This is a genomic window from Consotaella aegiceratis, from assembly GCF_036541425.1.
In the GTDB taxonomy this organism is placed as follows: Bacteria; Pseudomonadota; Alphaproteobacteria; order Rhizobiales; family Rhizobiaceae; genus Consotaella; species Consotaella aegiceratis.
In genome coordinates this window covers 38323-56027 of sequence record NZ_JAZHFT010000024.1, presented here as the reverse complement: position 1 = coordinate 56027, position 17705 = coordinate 38323, and the positions used below count along the sequence as shown (strand labels likewise).

At 64.7% G+C, this 17705-nt stretch carries 18 protein-coding genes; 6 read left to right on the top strand and 12 right to left on the bottom strand.

Annotated elements, in window-relative coordinates; translation table 11 throughout:
* The first annotated feature begins 434 nt into the window (after positions 1–434).
* Positions 435–1487 (top strand): cytochrome-c peroxidase, encoded by a 1053-nt coding sequence (locus tag SMD10_RS16075; protein ID WP_331686744.1) that lies wholly within the window; start codon positions 435–437, stop codon positions 1485–1487.
* Positions 1488–1778: 291 nt separating this feature from the next.
* Here SMD10_RS16075 and SMD10_RS16070 read toward each other — a convergent pair whose 3' ends face one another.
* The 6 genes from SMD10_RS16070 to SMD10_RS16045 all read right to left on the bottom strand — a co-directional run bounded on the left by SMD10_RS16070 (position 1779) and on the right by SMD10_RS16045 (position 8858).
* Positions 1779–2717, bottom strand: a complete 939-nt coding sequence (locus SMD10_RS16070; RefSeq protein WP_331686743.1) for a cyclase family protein — start codon at positions 2715–2717, stop codon at positions 1779–1781.
* 203 nt (positions 2718–2920) lie between these two features.
* Positions 2921–3901 (bottom strand): ABC transporter ATP-binding protein, encoded by a 981-nt coding sequence (locus tag SMD10_RS16065; RefSeq protein WP_331686742.1) that lies wholly within the window; start codon positions 3899–3901, stop codon positions 2921–2923.
* Positions 3902–5839, bottom strand: a complete 1938-nt coding sequence (locus tag SMD10_RS16060; RefSeq protein WP_331686741.1) for a dipeptide/oligopeptide/nickel ABC transporter permease/ATP-binding protein — start codon at positions 5837–5839, stop codon at positions 3902–3904.
* Positions 5836–6780, bottom strand: a complete 945-nt coding sequence (locus tag SMD10_RS16055; RefSeq protein ID WP_331686764.1) for an ABC transporter permease — start codon at positions 6778–6780, stop codon at positions 5836–5838. The genes SMD10_RS16060 and SMD10_RS16055 overlap by 4 nt, the downstream gene beginning before the upstream one ends.
* 61 nt (positions 6781–6841) lie before the next feature.
* Positions 6842–8362: an ABC transporter substrate-binding protein gene (locus tag SMD10_RS16050; protein WP_432757257.1), complete on the bottom strand. Its 1521-nt coding sequence runs from the start codon at positions 8360–8362 to the stop codon at positions 6842–6844.
* Between the two features lie 187 nt (positions 8363–8549).
* On the bottom strand, positions 8550–8858 hold the full coding sequence (locus tag SMD10_RS16045) for a hypothetical protein (protein ID WP_331686739.1): 309 nt from the start codon (positions 8856–8858) through the stop codon (positions 8550–8552).
* A 254-nt stretch (positions 8859–9112) separates the two neighbouring features.
* Here SMD10_RS16045 and SMD10_RS16040 point away from each other — a divergent pair, with 254 nt between their 5' ends.
* From SMD10_RS16040 to SMD10_RS16020, 5 genes are all read left to right on the top strand, one after another.
* Positions 9113–10027, top strand: coding sequence for a class I fructose-bisphosphate aldolase (locus SMD10_RS16040; protein ID WP_331686738.1), 915 nt, complete (start codon positions 9113–9115; stop codon positions 10025–10027).
* Positions 10028–10203: 176 nt separating this feature from the next.
* Positions 10204–10431 (top strand): 30S ribosomal protein S21, encoded by a 228-nt coding sequence (gene rpsU / locus SMD10_RS16035; protein ID WP_331686737.1) that lies wholly within the window; start codon positions 10204–10206, stop codon positions 10429–10431.
* 231 nt (positions 10432–10662) lie between these two features.
* Positions 10663–11538, top strand: coding sequence for a tetratricopeptide repeat protein (locus SMD10_RS16030; RefSeq protein WP_331686736.1), 876 nt, complete (start codon positions 10663–10665; stop codon positions 11536–11538).
* Between the two features lie 122 nt (positions 11539–11660).
* A complete protein-coding gene (locus tag SMD10_RS16025) occupies positions 11661–12074 on the top strand; it encodes a VOC family protein (protein WP_331686735.1) in 414 nt (137 codons plus the stop codon).
* A gap of 198 nt (positions 12075–12272) precedes the next feature.
* The gene (locus SMD10_RS16020; protein ID WP_331686734.1) at positions 12273–12758 is read left to right on the top strand and encodes a DUF992 domain-containing protein; all 486 of its coding nucleotides are present in this window, start codon (positions 12273–12275) and stop codon (positions 12756–12758) included.
* A 95-nt stretch (positions 12759–12853) separates the two neighbouring features.
* On the opposite strand, the gene SMD10_RS16015 is transcribed toward SMD10_RS16020, so the two are convergent.
* The 6 genes from SMD10_RS16015 to SMD10_RS15990 all read right to left on the bottom strand — a co-directional run bounded on the left by SMD10_RS16015 (position 12854) and on the right by SMD10_RS15990 (position 17664).
* The gene (locus SMD10_RS16015) at positions 12854–14254 is read right to left on the bottom strand and encodes an NAD(P)(+) transhydrogenase (Re/Si-specific) subunit beta (protein WP_331686733.1); all 1401 of its coding nucleotides are present in this window, start codon (positions 14252–14254) and stop codon (positions 12854–12856) included.
* Between the two features lie 14 nt (positions 14255–14268).
* Complete coding sequence (locus tag SMD10_RS16010) at positions 14269–14697, bottom strand: proton-translocating transhydrogenase family protein (RefSeq protein WP_331686732.1); 429 nt, start codon at positions 14695–14697, stop codon at positions 14269–14271.
* Positions 14697–15914, bottom strand: a complete 1218-nt coding sequence (locus tag SMD10_RS16005; RefSeq protein WP_331686731.1) for a Re/Si-specific NAD(P)(+) transhydrogenase subunit alpha — start codon at positions 15912–15914, stop codon at positions 14697–14699. Before SMD10_RS16005 ends, SMD10_RS16010 begins: the two co-directional genes overlap by 1 nt.
* A gap of 104 nt (positions 15915–16018) precedes the next feature.
* A complete protein-coding gene (locus tag SMD10_RS16000) occupies positions 16019–16243 on the bottom strand; it encodes an aa3-type cytochrome c oxidase subunit IV (RefSeq protein ID WP_331686730.1) in 225 nt (74 codons plus the stop codon).
* Positions 16244–16371: 128 nt separating this feature from the next.
* Entirely contained in the window at positions 16372–16935 is a 564-nt protein-coding gene (locus tag SMD10_RS15995) for a type 1 glutamine amidotransferase domain-containing protein (RefSeq protein WP_331686729.1), read from the bottom strand.
* 174 nt (positions 16936–17109) lie between these two features.
* Entirely contained in the window at positions 17110–17664 is a 555-nt protein-coding gene (locus SMD10_RS15990) for a regulatory protein RecX (protein ID WP_331686727.1), read from the bottom strand.
* Between the last annotated feature and the right edge of the window lie 41 nt (positions 17665–17705).

The window sequence follows — 17705 nt, the reverse complement described above, 5'->3', positions numbered from 1 at the left end:
TGCGCGTCGCCGACGACAAGGGCGATCGCGGCGCCGTGGGTGCGCGGCGGTCTGCGAAATCGCTGCGGCGGCCCGAGCCCGGCATTTGAATTGTGTCAAGCGCCCGGCCCTGGCTTGTCAGCGAACGGTCTCATCTCGGACCAAGGATGCGAAATCCGCTTCGAATGAAAGGCTGCTTCGGCGCCCTTTTTCTTGCCGGTAGCACTGTCCGATTTCTGCCCACGGCACCGCCCAAGGGCGCCCTCCCCCAAAAACTCCAGTCAGTCGGCCGACCTCGGGACCTGACAAGACATGCGACCATTTGGCCCAGGCCGGGAACGGCGAAACCCCGCAATTTCTGAACGACTCGCCAACCCCGCTTTGATCCAGATCAAAGTTGGGCGAAGTGACCGATGATCGTATCCGGACGGGAGAACTTAGAAGGAGTCTAAACTATGATCCGCTCAGGGGCGCTGGCGTTGGGAGTGGGGCTGGCGACGATGGCAACAGCGGCGAATGCCGACGATCTGCGGGATATGGCCAAGGACCTGTTCGGTCCGATTCCGGCCCAGGTGTCGGACGTCCGCGGCCAACCGGTGACCGACGCACAGGTCGAGCTTGGCCGCATGCTGTTCTTCGATCCCCGGCTCTCGTCGAGCCATATCATCAGCTGCAACACCTGCCACAACGTTGGAACCGGAGGTGCCGACAACGTGCCGACCTCGATCGGCCACGCCTGGCAGAAAGGGCCGAGAAATTCGCCGACTGTGTTCAACTCGGTCTTCAATGTCGCGCAGTTCTGGGACGGCCGCGCCGCCGATCTGCGCGAACAGGCCAAGGGACCGGTCCAGGCCGGTGTCGAAATGGCCAGCACGCCGGAACTCGTCGTAACGACCCTGAAAAGCATGCCGGGCTATGTCGAAGCCTTCGGCAAAGCGTTCCCGGACGCCGACGACGCGGTCACTTTCGACAACATGGCACTGGCCATCGAGGCCTACGAGACGACGCTGGTCACGCCGAATTCGCGGTTCGACCAGTATATCGATGGCCAGGACGATGTCTTGAACGACGAGGAGCGTCACGGCCTGGAGGTCTTCATCAACACCGGCTGCGCCGGCTGCCATTACAGCTCCAATTTCGGCGGACAGGACTATTTCCCGTTCGGCGTCATCGAAAAACCGGGAGCCGATATCCTGCCCGAGGGCGACAAGGGCCGTTTCACCGTCACGCAGACGGCCTCGGACGAATATGTGTTCCGCGCGGCGCCGTTGCGCAACGTCGAGCTCACTGCGCCATATTTCCACAGCGGACAGGCTTGGGATTTGGAACAAGCTGTGGGTATTATGGCGTCGGCACAATTGGGCACGGAGATGTCGCAAGAGGATATCGAGGCGGTCTCGGCTTTCCTGAAGACGCTGACCGGCGAACGGCCTGAGATCGTCTATCCGGTCTTGCCGGTGAGCACGGAAGAGACCCCGAAGCCTGAATTCATGGTCCCGCCGCAGTAGGGACCGGACGTTTTCGAAGACCGCTCAGCGACCCGAGCACGTCTTCGCTTTGGCCCCTCGACCGCCTTGTCGAGGGGTTTTTTTATTCGGACGAGGGGCGCCGCCGCCCTCCCTAAAGGGCGGCGCTCCAGGAACTCGGCCCAAAAGTGTTCGAAACGTCCGCCCGCCGGAGAGCTGCGCCGGGCCGCAACGCGGGCTCCCCTTCGGCACACGCCGTCGCGTCGCAATTCGCAGGCCCACAGCGAAGGCGGCTAACCGTGTTCGGATCCCCGCCTTCGGACTGCCAACTCCTCAGCGCACACGCATGCCCTGGGCCTCGTCGTAATGCAGCGGCGTGTCGGATTTCGGCAGCGGTGCATCCTCGGGGCCGACGGCGACGCCGTAGTCCCAGTCCGGCGGACAGATGGCGACATAGCGGGCATAGCCGCCGAGGCCGCCCTGGAACTTCGGATAGCCGATCGCCACCAGCGCGCCGGTCTCCGGCACCTGGTCGAGATTGGCCACGCCCTCGGCCTGCGCATAGCCGTTGTGCATCAGCCAGTATTCGCCCTCGAGATCGGGGGTGGAATCGGTGTCGAGCGGCTCATGGCCATGGAACAGGATGTGTCGCTGCTCGTGCAGGAATTTCAGCGCATCCAGGCCGACGCCGGGAAACTCCTTGAGCGTGGCGAGTTTCGGGTCCGGCCAGGCTTTGGACCAATCGGAGCGCACGAACACCACAGAACCTTCCGGGATTTCTCCGTGCTCCTTTTCCCAGGCCTCGATGTCGGAGACCTGAAGCGCATAATTCGGATCGGACTCGAGCTGCTCGACGATGGAGATCACCACCAGCGGCCTCAGCGTATAGGTTGCCGGCAATTCGTCGATCGAAGGATATTCCGGCGCCCAGTGGGCCGGCGGATCGAGCTGGGTGCCGAGCTGATCGGTCGCCAGTTCGTAGGCCGTCGCCTCGAAGCCGTGCTTGTCGTAGCTGTAGGTGTCGCCCTTGGCCGCATAGCCTTCGAGATCGGCTCCGGCCTTCGCGGGCTTGAACGTCGAATTGCCGAAGCCGGCCCAAACCGGGATCGCCGGCGTGATCGTATGGGTCAGGTCCACATATTTCGCGCCCTTCAAGGCCGAATTGTAGACCGACCACAGGCCCGGAGCCTCGTCGGCGCGCGCGGCGAGGGGCGCCAGACTCAGCGCAAGCAACAGGGCAAACCGGGAAGCACGGGCAAAGACTGGCGTCATGGGCAGGACCTTTCGTTGGGAAGCCGAAACCGTCAGCCTAGAGCATGATCCCGAAAAGTGGGAACCGGTTTTCGGAAAAGATCATGCAAAAACCGGAGAATAGAGCGGGATGATGAGCGCAGCTCATCTCATCACGCTAGCAAAGCACCGCGCTTGCACAAGATGGCCGGCACCGATGGTGCAGCGACGCCGGCGCGCCGTGGTCAGCCCCGGCTTTGCGCGGCCGGCAGCGGGTGAAAGCAGGCCGCGTGGTGGTCCGCACCGCGCTCGGCCATGTCGAGGGCCGGCGACCTGTCCGTGCAGTCAGCCTGGGCGCGCGGACAGCGCGGCGCGAAGGCACAGCCGGGCGGCGGAGCGTAAGGGTTCGGCAGCTCGCCGGAGTCTTGGCCTGCCGCAATATGCCGGCGTCCCGGCACCGGCGCGGAATCGAGCAGAAGCCGCGTGTAGGGATGCAAGGGCTCGCGAAACAATGGCCGTGTCGGGCCTTCCTCCACGAGCGCGCCGAAATACATGACGGCGACGCGCGTCGCGACGCTCTCCACCACGGCCAGGTCATGGCTGATGAAGACATAGGTGAGGTCCCGCTCGGCTTTCAGGCGGTCGAGCAGATTGAGCACCTGCGCCTGCACCGAGACGTCGAGCGCCGAGACGGGCTCGTCGAGAACCAGGATTTCCGGCTCGGCGGCGAGGGCACGCGCCACCGCGATCCGCTGGGCCTGGCCGCCGGAGAATTCGTGCGGATAGCGCTCCAGGAATTCCGGGCGCAGGTTCACCGCCTCCAGCAACTCGTCGAGCTTGGCTGTGCGCGTCGCCGCATCATAACCGAGCAGATGGCGCATCGGCGCTTCGAGGATCGCCTTGATGCGCATTCGCGGATTGAGCGACGAGACCGGATCCTGAAAGACATATTGCAGCCGTCGCGCCAGCGCGCGGGCGCCGCCTTGCGTCAGGTCTTCGCCGTCGAGGCGGATCGAGCCCGCCGTCGGTCGGTCGAGCCCCACCAGCATGCGCGCGAGCGTCGACTTGCCGCAGCCGGACTCGCCGACGATGCCGAGCGTCTCGCCTCGCTTGAGGTCGAGCGAGAGCGTGCGCACGGCGGTGAGCTTCGGCTTCTCCCGGCCGAGCCAGGTACGTCCGCCGCCGAAGGTGCGTTCGAGTGCGCGGACTTCCATCAGCGCGGCCATCTAGAGCGCCTCCCCTTCAGCCAGCGGATGGAGACAGCGGGCCCTCTGCGCTTCGCGCTGCCGCGCCATCGCAATGTCCCCACCCTGGCAATCGGGCTCGGCGCGCGGACATCGATCGGCGAAGGCACAACCCTCCGGCCAACGGGCGGCGGCCGGCGGCCGGCCGGGGATCGCCTCCATGCGCCGCTCCGGCTGGCCGATCACCGGCACGCAGTCGATCAGCATCCGCGTATAGGGGTGCGCCGGGGCGCTGAGCACTTGGTCCGTCGGCCCCTCCTCCACGATGCGGCCCGCATACATCACCGCCACCCGGTCGCAGATCTCCGAGACCACGCCGAAATCGTGAGTGATGAAGAGGACCGCCGTTTCTTTCTCCCGCCGCAGATCGTCGATCAGCCGCAGCACCTGGGCCTGCACCGTGACGTCCAGCGCCGTCGTCGGTTCGTCGGCGATGATGAGGCGCGGATCGTTGGCAAGCGCCATGGCGATCGAAACGCGCTGGCGCATGCCGCCCGACAGTTCGTGCGGAAAGGCATGGCGGCGCTCGGCGGCATTGGGGATCCGCACGAGGTCCAGCAATTCCAGGCAGCGCTCCTCCGCCTGCCGTTTGGACAGCCGCTGATGCGCCTGGATCGCCTCGATGATCTGATCGCCGACCGTGAACAGCGGATGCAAGGTCGCCAGCGGATCCTGGAACACATGAGAGATCTCGCCGCCGCGCAAGGCCCACAGCTTGGACAGCGGCGCATCGAGCAGATCGTCTCCGGCAAAGCGGACCGCTCCGCCGGATATGACGCCGGGCGGCGAAGGCACGAGTCCGGTCAGCGACATGGCCGTCACCGATTTGCCCGAGCCCGACTCGCCGATCAGCCCCAGGCATTCGCCGGGCATGATCGTCAGATCGACCCCGCCGACCGCGACATGGACGTTCGATCCGATACGAAAGTCCACCCGCAGCCCGCGCGCGTCGAGCACCGCCTGTCGGCTGTCCGATTCCCGCTCCGGCGGCTTGCGGTCGCGCGCGACCGCTGTCCGGGCCGACGGCCGGGCGAGCGCGCCGGACCGCAGGCGCGGGTCGAGCACGTCGCGGATGCCGTCGCCGAGCAGATTGGTGCTCATGACGATCACGAAGATCATCAGGCCCGGGACGAGAGAGATCATCGGCGCGGTGAAGAGCAGCTTGCGACCTTCTCCCAGCATCGAGCCGAGATCGGCCTGCGGCGGCTGGGCGCCGAGCCCCAGGAAGGAGAGACCGGCCGTCTCCAGGATCATCCAACCGACCGTCGTCGACATGGTGATGACGATTGCCGGCAGCACGTTGGGCAGGATCTCTGTGGCGACGATGCGGCCATGCCCCTTGCCGGAGAGGCGCGCCGCATCCACGAACTCCCGATGCGCGAGGCCGATGGCGAGGCCGCGTACGTTGCGCGCGAAGAACGGGATGTTGACCACGGCGATGGCGTAGAGCGCGTTGAGCAGACCCGGGCCGAGGGCGGCGACGATGGCGAGCGCCAGCAGAATATACGGAAACGCCATCAGCATATCGATGCCGCGCATCAGGATATTATCGGTGCGCCCGCCCGCATAGCCCGCAATAAGGCCGATCGCCGATCCCAGGACGGCCGCGATCAGCGAGGCGGAGACGCCGACGGCCAGCGACACCCGCGTGCCCCAGATGAGCCTCGAGAGCACGTCTCGCCCGAGATGATCGGTTCCCAGCGGATGGCCGGCCGCACCCAGAGGCTGCAGCCGGTCGGCCGGCGCGGTGACGTTCGGATCGGCGAGCGGCAGCAGCGGCGCCAGCAGCGCCAGGAGACAGACGACGACCAGCACGAGCAGCCCGACGGCCGCCAGCCGGTTGTTGAGAAGCAGCGAGAACGACGACGGTCGCGCTGATGGCCTGGATTCGTCGTTCGCCGGAATGGTCGCGACGCTCATTTCAGCCTCGGATCGAGCGTCGCCTGCGCCACGTCGGCGGCGAGGTTGAAGAGAACGTAGGACGCCGCGACCACCAGAACGCCGCCCTGGACAAGCAGGATGTCACGCTGGGAGATGGCGTTGACCAGCATCGCGCCGATTCCCGGCCACTGGAACACGGTCTCCACATAGACCGCACCGCCGAGCACGAAGCCGGCCTGGATGCCGATCACCGGGATGACGGAGACGAGCGCCGCCATGAAGGCATGGCGATAGATCACCCGGCGCTCGCTCAGTCCCTTGGCCCGCGCGGTGCGGATATAATCCTGGCGCAGCACCTCCAGCATTGCCGTGCGCGTCAGCCGCGCGATGACGCCCGCGGCCACGATCGCCAGCGTGAAAGCCGGCAGCGCCAGATGGTGCAGGATGTCGGAGACCCCTCCCCCGCCATAGATCGCCGTCATGCCGCTGGCCGGAAACAGCTTGATCTTGACCGCGAAGAACAGGATCAGCAGCAGACCGAGCCAGAATGACGGCACCGAAATCCCGATCAGAACCAGCGTGGTGATCGTCCGGTCGGCCCAGCCGAACTGGCGCACGGCCGAGACGATGCCGGCGGCGAGGCCGAGGATCGAGGCGAGCACCAACGACGCTCCCGCGAGGATCAGCGTCGCCTGGAAGCGCTCCAGCACCTCGTCGATGACCGGGCGGTTGAGCGCGTAGGAGCGTCCGAAATCGCCTTGCAGCACCCCGGATATCCAGGCGAGATACTGCTCCGGCAGCGATCGGTCGAGGCCGAGATCGGCGTTGAGCTTGGCGACATTCTCCGGCGTCGCATAGGCGCCGAGAATGGCGGTCGCCGGATCGCCGGGAATGATCGCGATGATCAGGAAGACGATGATCGACAGTCCGAACAGGACGGGGATCGCAGCGATCAACCGTTTGAGAATGTAGCTGAGCAGGATCTTTCCTTCGCGGTGTCGCGGCCTGCCGCTCCGTTATTCGTGCGGCAGGCCGTCTCGGTCAGCCTTTGGTGACGCCGTCGAGCAGGAGCAGGAAGGACGGCTCCAGTTCGAAGCCCTGGACAGCCGAGGTCGCCACGGCATTCTGCTTCCAGTTCGCGATGAAGGCCCAGGGCGCGTCGTCGTGAACGATCTTCTGCACCTGGTTGTAGAGCTTGGCGCGTTCGCCCTGATCGGTCGAGCGGCGCGCCTTGTCGAGCAGGTCGTCCACGTCGGGGTTTGAATAATAGCCTGAATTGAAGCCGCCCTGATCGGGCGTCGCCTCGCTGCGCAGCGTCAGGAAAGGCAGCGTGTCGGGATCGTTGGTCATCCACGCCATTTCGGCCATGTCGGCCTTGCCTTCGAGACCCGGATTGACGTTGGAGAGAAAGGTGTTCCACTCGTAGGTTTGGATGTTGGCGTTGAGGCCGACGGCCTTGAGGTCGGCCTGGATGGCGGTGGCCATCGCCACCGGATCGAGCATCCCCGAGCCGCCCTCGGCCACGTAGAACGTCAGGTTGGCGCCCTCGGCCCCGGCCTCGCGGATCAACTCCTTGGCCTTATCCGGATCATAAGGATAGGGCTCGACGCTGCCGTCATTGGCCCACGAGAAGGCAGGCGGAATCGGCCCGGCGGCGACGTCGGCCGTGCCCTGCAGCACATCGTCGACCAGCGCCTGCTTGTTGATCGCGTAATTGACCGCCTGGCGCACCCGCTTATCGGAGAACGGGCCTTCCTTGGTGTTGAGGATCAGGAACCAGAGATGCGGGCCTGCGGCTTCGTAGACCTGGAAGCTCGGATCGTCGCGGAACGTCTTCACCATGTCCGGCGGCACCTCGACCATGAGGTCGATCCCGCCCGACAACATTTCGGCCACCCGCGTATTGGCATCCGCGATCGGGCGGAAAACCACCGCTTCCAGCGACGGCGCGGCATCCCAATAATCGTCGTTGCGCGTGACCACGACGCGCGAATTGGACTGCCATTCCTCGAACTTGAACGGGCCTGTGCCGACCGGCGCGCGGCCGAAGTCCTTGCCGGCTTCCTTCACCGCATCGGGCGAGACGATCAGGCCGGTGGGATAGGCCAAATTCGACAGGAAGGGCGCGAACGGCTCGTTGAGCTTGAACTCGACGGTGTGCTCGTCCACCGCCGTCACGCTATCCACGGCGGAGAAGAAGAACGCCAGCGGAAACGGTCCGGTGTCGTGGAAGGGGTGATCCTCCTTCAGCATCCGATCGAAGGTGAATTTGACCGCGTCCGCATTGAACGGCGTGCCGTCGTGAAACTTGACGCCCTCACGCAGGTGGAAGGTGTAGGTGAGCCCGTCGTCGGAGATCGTCCAGTCCTTCGCAAGCGCTGGCTCGACTTCCAGCGTCCCCGGTTTGAACCGCACCAGGCCATCGTACATGTTGACCAGAATGCGGAAATCGTTGCTCGCGGTCGCAGCTTGCGGATCCAGCGATTTCGGCTCCGCGATCTGGCCGACAACGAGGACGTTGGGCGGCGTCTGAGCCTGGGCGGCGGGAGGCAATGCGGCCATGAGCGCAATCGCCAAGCCAGCCAATGTCGAGCGCAAAATTTTGAGCAAGACGGTCTCCTTGGTGCGGGAACTGAGGTCGAGCGTCTGGTAGCCCAGTTAGGGCATGAGGAACTCTTGTTGAGTCCCAAGCGCGATTTCCGCCCAGCCCCGCCGATGCGATCACCATCCGGCAGGCTGCGAGAGGCGCCTAGAAGATCTGTCCGAAGACGCCCATCGTCATCATCAGAAAACCCGCGGCGACCGCCAGCGGCAGAAGGACACTCGGCATTTCGGGCTCGCTCGCCGCATCCGCACCCGTCGCCCTGTCCGGGTCGAGATGAAATCCGCGCCTGCCGAGATGCACCTGCGCCGAGGGAAGCTCGGCCATGCTCGACGGCGAAACACTGAACTCGGCAAGGCGTGTCATCGAGTGGCTTTGGCCCGCTGCGTCACGCATCACGCCGACGCTCGTCGGATCGCAGCCGAAGCCATCCGGAAACCGATAGATGTCGTCCATCTCGACCTCCCTCGAGTGGGTATCCTGGTTAACGCTTGGGAAAGGTTTTGGTTCGCCGCGAAGGGTCCGACGACCTGCCCGTTTCGCCCCTCGGATGGCGATCGGCGGTCGCGGAACGGGACCGTGGCGGATTGAACCGATTTTAATATCCTTCGCGGCGGTGCAGCATCTGGACGAGAGGGATAGCGACCCCATTAAGTGGAACGTACGACCGAACAGCCGTTCGAAAAGCGAAGCACCAAACGCGAGGGACCATGTACAGAACCGAAACCGTTCGCGAGATCCTGTCCTGGTACGAGGGCGAAACGCCGGGCCTGAAGAGCAACCTTTCCCGTCTTCTGATGCACGGCCGCCTGGGCGGCAGCGGGCGCCTGGTCATTTTGCCGGTCGACCAGGGTTTCGAGCATGGCCCGGTCCGCAGTTTTGCCCCCAACCCGCCGGCCTACGATCCGCATTATCATTACCAGCTGGCGATCGATGCCGGCGTTTCGGGATACGCCGCTCCACTCGGCCTGCTGGAACAAGGCGCCGATACTTTCGCCGGCGAGGTGCCGCTGATCCTCAAGGTCAACAGCGGCAATCTTCTGGCCTCGGGCGCCAACGATCAGGCCGTCACCGCCAGCGTGGCCGATGCCATGCGGCTCGGCTGCGTCGGCGTCGGCTTCACGATCTATCCCGGATCGGATCACTCCTACGACATGATCGAGGAGTTGCGGCAGATCAGCCTGGAAGCCAAGTCGCGCGGCCTGATGACGGTCGTCTGGTCCTATCCGCGCGGCGGCAAGGTGACCAAGGAAGGCGAGACCGCCGTCGACGTCGTGGCCTACGCGGCTCACATGGCGGCCTTGATGGGTGCGACCATCATCAAGGTGAAGCTGCCGACGGAGCACGTCGATCACGAGGACACCAAGTCGTCCTACAACAAGCACGAGGTGCTGATTTCAGAGGCCGCCGATCGCGTCCGCCACATCATGCAGGCCGCCTTCAACGGAAAGCGCATCGTCGTCTTCTCCGGCGGCGCGGCAAAGAATCGCGACGAACTGCTCGACGAGGCGCGCGGTATCCGCGAGGGCGGTGGAAACGGCTCGATCATCGGCCGGAACTCGTTCCAACGCCCGAAGGAAGACGCGCTCAAGCTGCTCCAGGAGATCATCGACGTCTATAGCTAACGGGCCATCGGGCTCCGTGGGGGACGTGCCGGACACGCCGGCACGTCCCCCACAGCACCGGCTCGACAAAGCAGGTTCGATCTGTTAATGGGGCGCCACTTGCGAGCGGCGTTGCCTTCGCGAGTGCTATTGTATTGATCCCCTCATCCGATCCAACACGAGAAACGGACTTTTCGGTGCAGGTACTCGTTCGCGATAACAACGTCGATCAGGCGCTTCGCGCGCTCAAGAAGAAGATGCAGCGCGAAGGCATCTTCCGTGAAATGAAGATGCGCAACTTCTATGAAAAGCCGTCGGAGAAGCGTGCGCGTGAGAAGGCGGAGGCGGTGCGCCGGGCGCGCAAGCTGGCCCGCAAGCGCGCCCAGCGCGAAGGCCTGACGTCCGGCGGACGCACCGCGCGCTGACGATCGACTCGATTCTCTCGACAAAGCGACGAGCAGGACGGCAGCCGTAGGGATGCCGTCTTTTTGCATGGGAGCCTAGCGGCTGGACGATGCAGCTGCGCTGATGTCGAGGGACGCGCGAGCGAGCCCGTCAGGCCCGTGCCGCCGGCCCGGAAAGGCCGCACGCCCTGGCAGCACGGTATGTCTGCGCCAGATAATTGGCGAGGGACATCCGAGGGGAATTGAGGAGCGATGGCTTTGACCATGACAGTGCAGCGCGGCCCGCGCGAGCGTTTTGCGGGACTGGAGCGGAAGGCGGCCCTGCGTCGTGGTGTCGCCATCGTCGGATTGGGCCTGCTGGCGACCGCCTGTCAGTCCACTGGCCCGGCCATCCAGGCGATTCGGCTGGATCAGTCCCAGGGTTCGGCAGAGAACATTTCGTCGCTGACGGCGACCGTCGCCGCCAATCCTCGCGATCCGGAAGCCTATAATGTCCGTGGCACGGCCTATGGACAGGCCGGCGAGTACAACAAGGCGATCGAAGATTTCACCACTGCGATCTCGCTCGATCCGAATTTCTATCAGGCCTACGCCAACCGCGCGCTCGTCTACCGTCAGACCAACGAGCCTCTGAACGCGGTGAAGGATTACGATGCCGCGCTACGCATCAATCCGAATTACGACGCCGCCTATATCGGCCGCGGCAACGTCTACCGGGTCGCGGGACGCACGCGGGAGGCTCTGACCGACTACAATCGCGCGATCGCCCTCAACACCACCGATCCGCGCGCCTATCACAACCGCGGTCTGCTCTACCAACGGGACGGACAGCACAAGCAGGCGATCGAGGACTTCTCGACCGCCATCTCGCTGCAGGCGACGGCGCCGGAGCCCTATTCCGGCCGCGGCGTCTCCTATCTCGCGCTGGGCGACGAAGAGAACGCCTTCTCCGACTTCAACATGGCGCTGAAGCTCGACGACGACAACGCCGAATACTGGACCAACCAGGCGCTGGTCTACGAGCGGCGGGGCGACAAGACCCGCGCCTTCCGATCCTACGCTCGCGCCGCGCAGATCGACCCGAACTATCAGCCGGCCAAGGAAGGCATGGCGCGCACCCGGGGCTAAGGCCCTAAGGCCCCACGGCCATCGGCATGCTTGCTCTTCATCGGACGATGGCGCATGACGCGGCTTGCGTGCACGACGCGCCGGGCGCTTGCCGGCGCGCGAGATGAGGGGAGGACATCGCCATGCTGCGCGGTTTCGAACATGTCGGAATGACGATCTCGAATGTCGATGCGACCATCGCGTTCTACGTCGATCTGCTGGGGTTTGAACTGGTCTCTCGGCGCACCGGCCGGCAGGGGCACGAGTTGCTCTTTCTCCAGATCGGCGACGTCATGCTGGAGATGGTCTGCCCGGCCACGGAGACCGCCCCGGCGGACGATGTTCCCGATGGCCGCGCCGGCCTGCGCCACCTCACCTTCTGGGTCGACGACGTCGAGGCGATGGCCGCCAGGCTGGAGGCCGCGGGCGTCGAGATGGTGGTCCAGCCACGCCTGGCGGAAAACACCGACATCGTTCGCAAGGTCGCCTTCTGTCGTGACCCCGACAGCATCATGATCGAGCTGGTCGAGCGGTCCGCCGGGCGTCTCGGACGCTGAGGATCCAACCCGATAGGACCGACCGCTGCCCCTTGGCAAAGGCCCTTTGCACCGACGGCGCCGACGCCCTGTTGATCCGTATCGATGTGGCCGCCCGGGCCGCCACTTCACAAAATGAAACATTCATCCCCAAGTTTGAGTGAAACCTATCGCGGCCGCAGCCATTTTCTGGGCATGTCCAACGAAAGGAAATGTCTGATGCGTACCGCTCTTGCGTCCGCTACCGTGCTCGCCGGCCTGCTTGCCGCACCGCTCGCGGCCCATGCCGATGCCGAACTCGGCTCGCTCACCTGCCATAGCGAGGGCCACACGGGCTTTATCGTGGGTTCGTCGGAAAACCTTCTCTGCGAATTCGATCCCGCCAACAGCCAGGAGCCGCCGGAGACCTATACCGCCACGCTCGACACGTTTGGGCTCGACGTCGGCGTGACCGGCGATACGGTGATGGAATGGACGGTTCTGGCCGCCAGCCCCGACGCCTATAAGCCGTGGTCGCTGGAAGGCACCTATTCCGGTGCGAAGGCCGATGCTTCGTTTGCCGCGGGTGCCGGCGTGAAGGTCCTCGTCGGCGGCCCGGATAGCGGCTTCACCCTGCAGCCCCTCAGCGTGCAGGCCCAGGAAGGCGTGAACGCCGCCATCGGCGTTACCAAATTCACCCTGACGCGCATCGGCACGGCCGGCTGATCGATCCGAGCTCCTTCAAAGAGTTCGCACCAAACAAGAAGGCCCGCGTCGCACGACGCGGGCCTTTGCATATGAATAGAGAAATCAGAAGCGGCTTATTCCGCCATCGCCTTGACGATGTCTTCGACCATCTTCTTGGCATCGGCGAATAGCATCATGGTGTTGTCCTTGTAGAACAAGGTGTTGTCGATGCCCGCATAACCCGACGACAGCGACCGCTTGACGAACAGGCAGGTGCCGGCCTGGTCGACGTTGAGGATCGGCATGCCGTAGATCGGCGACGTCGGATCGTCGCGCGCCGCCGGGTTGGTCACGTCGTTGGCGCCGATGACGAAGGCGACGTCCGTCTGAGCGAACTCGGAGTTGATGTCTTCCAGTTCGAACACCTCGTCATAGGGCACGTTGGCCTCGGCCAAGAGTACGTTCATGTGCCCCGGCATGCGGCCCGCCACCGGATGGATGGCGTATTTGACATCGACCCCTTCGCGCTTCAGCGCATCGGCCATCTCGCGCAGCGCATGCTGAGCCTGGGCCACCGCCATGCCGTAGCCCGGCACGATGATCACCTTGGACGCGTTCTTCATCAGATAGGCCGCGTCGTCGGCCGAGCCCTGCTTGACCGTCCGATCGCCGAGATCACCGCCACCGGCCGGGCCGCTCTCGCCACCGAAGCCGCCCATGATCACCGAGAAGAACGAGCGGTTCATGCCCTTGCACATGATGTAGGACAGGATCGCGCCCGACGAGCCGACCAGCGCGCCGGTGATGATCAGCGCCAGGTTCTGCAACGTGAAGCCGATACCAGCCGCCGCCCAACCCGAATAGGAGTTGAGCATCGAGACGACCACCGGCATGTCGGCGCCGCCGATCGGGATGATCAGGAGCACGCCCAGGGCAAGCGCCACGAGGACGATCAGCCAGAAGGCCACATGGCTCTCGCTGGCCGCCAGCCAGATCACCATCAGGATCAGCAGCACGCCGAGGCCGCCGTTGATCAGGTGTCGCGACGGCAGGATGATCGGCTTGCCGCTCATCCGTCCATCGAGCTTCAGGAAGGCGATCACCGAGCCGGTGAAGGTGATGGCGCCGATGGCGACGCCGATCGACATTTCGATCAGCGCTTGGGTGTGAATGTCGCCGATCGTGCCGATACCGATCGATTCCGGCGCATAGAGCGCGGCCGCCGCCACCATGACGGCGGCAAGGCCGACGAGGCTGTGAAAGGCGGCAACCAGCTGCGGCATCGCGGTCATGGCGATGCGTCGGGCGATCACCGCACCGGCGCCACCGCCGATGGCGATGCCGATGACGATCAGCACCAGTCCGCCGAAGGACGGCTCTGCCAGAAACAGCGTGGTCAGGATGGCGATGCCCATGCCGACCATGCCATAGACATTGCCCTGACGGCTGGTGGTGGGATGGGACAGTCCCCGCAGTGCCAGGATAAACAGGACGCCTGACACGAGGTAGAGGAAGGCTGCGAAACTCTCGGACATGGTCGCTCAGCCCCTCACTTTTCTTTTTTCTTGTACATCGCCAGCATGCGCTGGGTGACAAGAAAACCGCCGAAGATGTTGACGCTCGCCAGGATCAGGGCGACGAAGCCGAAGCCGGTCGCCAGACCGGAGGCGCTGATGCCCACGGCCAGCAGCGCACCGACGATGATCACCGAGGAAATGGCGTTGGTGACCGACATCAGCGGCGTGTGCAGCGCCGGCGTCACCGACCACACGACGTAGTAGCCGACGAAGATCGCCAGAACGAAGATGGCGAAATGGAAGACGAACGGGTCGATGCCGGTCGCCGCGTGGGCGACCCCGGCAACGCCTTGAGCCGCGACGTCGTCCAGCAGGCCCTGCACGCTGTTGCGCGCGCTATCGATGGCAGCGCCCGCGTCATCCAGCTTGCGCAAGGCGTCCAAGGCTGTTTCTGTCTCCATCAATTATCCCCCTGTGCGTCGGCTTCGCTCGCCGGGCCGGCCTCGACGGCGACCTCCGGTTCGGACGTGGGAGCCGCCGGCTCCTCGGCCTTGGCGAACCTCGGATGAACGACCTTCCCCTCGTGGGTCAGCGCCGTGGCGCTGATCAGTTCGTCCCCGAAATCGAGCTTGAGCGCCTTCGTCTCCTTGTCGACCATGGTTTCGACGAAGGCGGCGACGTTCTTGGCGTAAAGCAGCGAGGCGGTCGCCGCGATACGGCCCGCCACGTTGAGATGACCCACCACCTTGGCGGGACCGACCTGGACCACCTGGCCCGGAACCGCGCCCTCGACATTGCCGCCGCGCTCGACAGCCAGATCGATCAGCACCGAGCCGGGCTTCATCGAATCGATCATCTCGCGGGTCACCAGGCGGGGCGCCGGGCGACCGGGGATGAGCGCCGTGGTGATCACCACGTCCTGCTTGGCGATATGGGAGGCGACGAGTTCGGCCTGCTTGGCCTGATACTCCTTCGACATCTCCTTGGCGTAGCCGCCCGCCGTTTCGGCCTGCTTGAACTCCTCGTCCTCGACGGCGATGAACTTGCCGCCGAGGGATTCGACCTGCTCCTTGGCCGCCGGCCGCACATCGGTCGCGGTGATTACCGCGCCGAGACGCTTGGCGGTGGCGATCGCCTGCAGACCGGCGACGCCCGCGCCCATCACGAAGACGCGGGCCGCCGGAACGGTGCCGGCCGCCGTCATCATCATCGGAAAAGCCCGGTCGAATTCGGAAGCGGCGTCGAGGACGGCCTGGTAGCCGGCCAAGTTGGCCTGGCTCGACAGCACGTCCATGACCTGGGCCCGGGTGATGCGCGGCATGAACTCCATGGCGAAAGCGGAAACTCCGGCCTCCGCCATCTTGCCGATCGCCTCGTCCTGGCCATAGGGATCCATGATCGCGATGACCACGGCGCCGCGCTTATAGCCGGCCAGTTCGTCAGCCTCGGGGCGACGCACCTTCAGGATGACGTCAGCGTCCTTGGCATCATCGGCCGAACCGATGTTCGCACCGACCGCGGAAAAGGCCTCGTCGGTCATCCGCGACTCGGCCCCGGCCCCGGCCTCGACGGTTATGTCGAACCCCAGGCCCTTCAGACGCTTGACGGTGTCGGGCGAAGCCGCGACGCGTGGTTCGCCCGCGTCACGCTCCTTCGGAACAAAAAGCTTCAAAGCCATCTCCCCTCTTCAAGGCCTTGCCGCGCGCCGTTCCCCGCTTCGCCAACGCAGCAATCGAGCCAAGACGGCACCTGCCCCCATTCGGGCAGGCCCGAGGACCACACTCAGCGCGCGACGAAATAGATGATCGCGGCAACCACAATGAAGGCCAACGCGCCGCCGATAAAGCCGCCACCCCCAAAAAATCCGAAAAGCATGCCGATCAGAAGCGATGCCACAAGGACACCGCCCCATTTGAACATTCCCAGGAACAGCGCGTAAGTGCGCTCGTGCTCGGGATAGTCCATCTCGGCTGCGGTTCCGACTTCGAAGCTGGCGCGTTCGGCCATCTCGTCCTCCATGGAAGTTGTTCAAGGCACATACACGATCGTGCGGCAAAATGGCAACGCGACATTAAGCGACAATAAAAAGGCCGGCAGCGCTCGGCTACCGGCCTCCTTGGTCGATGTGAGGTCGATCAGGCTGCTTCGCGATCGGTGTGCGGGCCTTCCTCGACCTCTTCGATGATCTTGGCGATGAAGGCCGGCAGATCCCCCGGATTGCGCGAGGTGATCAGGCCTTCGTCGACCACCACCTCCTTGTCGACCCAATTGCCGCCGGCGTTCTTCACGTCGGTCTTGATGGACGCGTACGACGTCACCTCGCGATCGTGGAGCACGTCGGCCTCGACCAACAGCCAGGGCGCATGGCAGATCGCGGCCAGCGGCTTCTTGGAATTGTAGAACTCGCGCACGAAGCTGACCACCTTCGGGTCGGCGCGGAGCTTGTCGGGGTTGATCTGACCACCCGGCAGGACGAGGGCGTCGTAATCCGTTGTGCGGACCTCCGAGAGCCGCTTGTCGACCTCGACCGTCTCGCCCCAGTGATCCGTGTCCCACCCGGTGATGGTGCCGTCCTTCGGCGACAGGACATGAACCTCGGCGCCGGCCTTCCTGAGCTGGGTCAGCGGTTCCAGCAGTTCGGACTGCTCGAAGCCATCGGTGGCGAGAATGGCGATCTTGGCGGTTTTGATGCTCGGCATGGCGACCTCCTTCATGGGAATAGGCGTCCGTCGTCCGACCGAGGTCGGCTCGGGGAGACGCATCTTTTTCAGGGTTGCCGGGACAACGAAGGCTTTGCGCGTGGGTTCCGAAAACCCTGAGCCACGCCTTAAATTTTAAATGAACTCATCCACTTATGGCGGAGCGGACGGTTTCTAGAATTCGCCCTCGGTGCCGTCGATCGCCGCGATCGCATGGCGCAGCGAAAAGCCCGCCCGGGTCATAGCGGCAATATCCTTGTCGCGCCTCTCGGCGCGCTCGGAGCCGCCATGGCATCCGAGCCGGCGGCGTCTGGCATAGGCGATGGCGGCCTTGCGCTCGGTCGGATCGCTGTCGTCGACCGACGCCCCGACGATGTCAGGATCGACCCCCTTCTCCCGCAGCTTGGCAGCGATCTGGCGGGCCGGAGCACCGCGCCGGCGCAAGGCGGTCACGCGCGCCTCGGCATAGGCGGCGTCGTCGAGCAGCTTCAGTTCGGCAAATTGCGCGATGACTTCGTCGACCAGCGTGTCGTGGGACCCGGCCTCCTCCCCTGCATCTGCATCGCGCGTACGCCGCGCGACTTTACGCCGCAGCACCCGTCGCAGGTTCTCCTGCGAACTGGCATAGCGGCCAAGATAGAGTCCTGCGGCCCGCACCAGCCACTCGCGCGTCACCGGCCTGGGCTTGGCATCCTTCGCGGCACTCTTGGAATCGTCGTCGAACGGCATATCGCCGTCATAAGACGGACGGCCGCAAAAGAGAACGGTTC

Excerpts from the sequence above, each read along its gene's own strand:
- SMD10_RS15995 (WP_331686729.1), bottom strand. The coding sequence starts at position 16,935 with ATGCCGAGCATCAAAACCGCCAAGATCGCCATTCTCGCCACCGATGGC.
- SMD10_RS16020 (WP_331686734.1), top strand. The coding sequence starts at position 12,273 with ATGCGTACCGCTCTTGCGTCCGCTACCGTGCTCGCCGGCCTGCTTGCC.
- SMD10_RS16040 (WP_331686738.1), top strand. The coding sequence starts at position 9,113 with ATGTACAGAACCGAAACCGTTCGCGAGATCCTGTCCTGGTACGAGGGC.
- SMD10_RS16030 (WP_331686736.1), top strand. The coding sequence starts at position 10,663 with ATGGCTTTGACCATGACAGTGCAGCGCGGCCCGCGCGAGCGTTTTGCG.
- SMD10_RS16015 (WP_331686733.1), bottom strand. The coding sequence starts at position 14,254 with ATGTCCGAGAGTTTCGCAGCCTTCCTCTACCTCGTGTCAGGCGTCCTG.
- SMD10_RS16070 (WP_331686743.1), bottom strand. The coding sequence starts at position 2,717 with ATGACGCCAGTCTTTGCCCGTGCTTCCCGGTTTGCCCTGTTGCTTGCG.
- SMD10_RS16000 (WP_331686730.1), bottom strand. The coding sequence starts at position 16,243 with ATGGCCGAACGCGCCAGCTTCGAAGTCGGAACCGCAGCCGAGATGGAC.
- SMD10_RS16060 (WP_331686741.1), bottom strand. The coding sequence starts at position 5,839 with ATGAGCGTCGCGACCATTCCGGCGAACGACGAATCCAGGCCATCAGCG.
- SMD10_RS15990 (WP_331686727.1), bottom strand. The coding sequence starts at position 17,664 with ATGCCGTTCGACGACGATTCCAAGAGTGCCGCGAAGGATGCCAAGCCC.
- SMD10_RS16050 (WP_432757257.1), bottom strand. The coding sequence starts at position 8,362 with ATGGCCGCATTGCCTCCCGCCGCCCAGGCTCAGACGCCGCCCAACGTC.
- SMD10_RS16005 (WP_331686731.1), bottom strand. The coding sequence starts at position 15,914 with ATGGCTTTGAAGCTTTTTGTTCCGAAGGAGCGTGACGCGGGCGAACCA.
- SMD10_RS16025 (WP_331686735.1), top strand. The coding sequence starts at position 11,661 with ATGCTGCGCGGTTTCGAACATGTCGGAATGACGATCTCGAATGTCGAT.
- SMD10_RS16075 (WP_331686744.1), top strand. The coding sequence starts at position 435 with ATGATCCGCTCAGGGGCGCTGGCGTTGGGAGTGGGGCTGGCGACGATG.
- SMD10_RS16045 (WP_331686739.1), bottom strand. The coding sequence starts at position 8,858 with ATGGACGACATCTATCGGTTTCCGGATGGCTTCGGCTGCGATCCGACG.
- SMD10_RS16010 (WP_331686732.1), bottom strand. The coding sequence starts at position 14,697 with ATGGAGACAGAAACAGCCTTGGACGCCTTGCGCAAGCTGGATGACGCG.
- SMD10_RS16065 (WP_331686742.1), bottom strand. The coding sequence starts at position 3,901 with ATGGCCGCGCTGATGGAAGTCCGCGCACTCGAACGCACCTTCGGCGGC.